Origin of the sequence: Nonomuraea sp. NPDC049141, assembly GCF_040648415.1 — a bacterium.
Classification (GTDB): domain Bacteria; phylum Actinomycetota; class Actinomycetes; order Streptosporangiales; family Streptosporangiaceae; genus Nonomuraea.
This window is the reverse complement of record NZ_JBEZDR010000153.1, coordinates 1-2116: the sequence shown is the minus strand read 5'-3', so window position 1 is coordinate 2116 and position 2116 is coordinate 1. Positions and strand designations below refer to the sequence as shown.

General features: G+C 69.2%; 1 protein-coding gene and 2 pseudogenes. All 3 read right to left on the bottom strand.

The genetic code is table 11. The annotated features are described in order from the left end of the window. Window positions 1-261 precede the first annotated feature (261 nt). A pseudogene (locus AB0B91_RS65360) lies at window positions 262-711 on the bottom strand (NADH-quinone oxidoreductase subunit B family protein); the annotation flags it as partial. 14 nt (window positions 712-725) lie between these two features. Next, window positions 726-1091: an NADH-quinone oxidoreductase subunit A gene (locus AB0B91_RS65355; RefSeq protein WP_089002434.1), complete on the bottom strand. Its 366-nt coding sequence runs from the start codon at window positions 1089-1091 to the stop codon at window positions 726-728. Window positions 1092-1282: 191 nt separating this feature from the next. Continuing rightward, a pseudogene (locus AB0B91_RS65350) lies at window positions 1283-2116 on the bottom strand (FAD-dependent oxidoreductase); the annotation flags it as partial.

Sequence of the window (2116 nt, the reverse complement as noted above, 5' to 3'; positions counted from 1 at the left end):
GCCAGATGGTTGGCCAGCTGCCCGTCCAGCCAGAGGTCCCCTTCGGCCCCCGTGCTGCAGGTGGTTCTGGGCCTTCATCCAGTTCTCGATCCGCAGCTGCTCCTCGCGACCCTCACGGACCGCCTTGGTCCACTCGGCCCGCCGGGCCTTGTCGCTGCGGTACGACGACGGCATCGAGCCGTACGGGACGACCGGGACGTCGCCGCGGGCCTGGCGTGCCTCGAGCATCTTGCGGCCGTTCGGGCCGAGCGGCTCGTGCCCGATCTTCTCGCGCAGCTTGAGGACCGCGTCGATGAGCATCTCGGGCCGGGGCGGGCAGCCGGGCAGGTACATGTCGACCGGGACGATGTGGTCGACGCCCTGCACGATGGCGTAGTTGTTGAACATGCCGCCGCTGCTGGCGCAGACGCCCATCGAGATGACCCAGCGGGGCTCCGCCATCTGGTCGTAGATCTGGCGCAGCACCGGGGCCATCTTCTGGCTGACCCGGCCGGCCACGATCATCAGGTCGGCCTGCCGGGGCGAGGCCCGGAAGACCTCCATGCCCCAGCGGCCCATGTCGTAGTGCGGGCCACCCGCGGCCATCATCTCGATCGCGCAGCAGGCCAGGCCGAAGGTCGCACCCCAGACCGACGTCTTGCGCGACCAGTTGACCAGCTTCTCCACCGAGGTGAGCAGGACACCGGCGGGGAGCTTCTCCTCGATACCCATCTGAGGTTCCTCCCTCAGTCCCAGTCCAGGCCGCCGCGCCGCCAGACGTAGGCGTATGCGACGAAGACCGCGACGATGAACAGGACCATCTCCACGAAGCCGAAGATCGGCAGGGCGTCGAAGGAGACCGCCCAGGGGTAGAGGAAGATGATCTCGATGTCGAAGACGATGAAGAGCATCGCCGTCAGGTAGAACTTGATCGGGAACCGGCCGCCGCCGACCGGCTGCGGGCTGGGCTCGATGCCGCACTCGTACGCCTCGAGCTTGGCCTTGTTGTAGCGCCGGGGACCGGCGAAGCGGGCAGCGGCCACGGAGAACAGCGCGAAGCCCGTGGCGAGGGCGAACAGCCCGATGATCGGTGCGTAAGGCGAGAGCGACATCGTTTTCTCCTGCTCGTCCTTCCCTGCCCCTGGTCCTTGTCAAAAATCACACTATTCACGTCCCTCGCGACGGTTGTCGGCGGGGGTCGATCTCCCATGTCCGCGCCCGCGCCCGTCGCCGACCGTGGACGGGGCCGTCACACGCGTCTGCCTTCGTTCGCGACCGCGGGGGTTCGCACGATCACTGAGAGCTACACGGCCGGCGCCACTCTCGTCATCGCGTTGATGACGCGGTCCATGGCGTCCCCGTCCCGGGGGTCGGTCAGGTTGGCCAGCAGCTTCAGCACGAAGCGCATCAGCATCGGGTGCGGCATGCCGTGCTTCGTGGCCATCCGCATGATCTCGGGACGGCCGATGAGCTTCACGAAGATGCCGCCGAGCCGGTAGTAGCCGCCGAAGCGGGCCTTCAGCTCCGTCGAGTACGCCGCCAGGGCCCGTTCCCGGTCCGCGCCGGCGGGGCGCGCGAGCGCCTGCACGGCGATCTCCGCGGCCAGCTCGCCGGACTCCATCGCGTACGCGATGCCCTCGCCGTTGAACGGGTTGACCATGCCGCCGGAGTCGCCGACCAGCATCACGCCCCGGGTGTAGTGCGGCACCCGGTTGAAGCCCATGGGGAGCGCTGCGCCGAGGATCGGGCCCTCCGCGTTCGCCTCGTCGGTCATGCCCCAGTCGGCCGGCGTGTTGGCCAGCCAGTCGGTGAGCAGCCGACGGTAGTTGGTCTTGCCGAACGCGGACGACGAGTTGAGCACGCCGAGGCCGACGTTGACCCGGCCGTCGCCCAGCCCGAAGATCCAGCCGTAGCCGGGCAGCAGGTTGTCGCCGCTGTCCTTGCTGCGCAGCTCCAGCCAGGACTCCAGGTAGTTGTCGTCGTGCTTGGCCGGCGAGCGGTAGTAACGCCGGACGGCGACGCCGATCGGCCGGTCCTCGCGCTTGGCCAGCCCGAGGGCGAGCGGGAAGCGGCCGGAGACGCCGTCGGCGGCGACGACCAGCGGCGCGTGGAAGGTGGCGGGCTCCTTGCCGGGGCC

Coding starts and splice junctions, on each gene's coding strand:
- AB0B91_RS65355 (WP_089002434.1), bottom strand. CDS start 1,091: ATGTCGCTCTCGCCTTACGCACCGATCATCGGGCTGTTCGCCCTCGCC.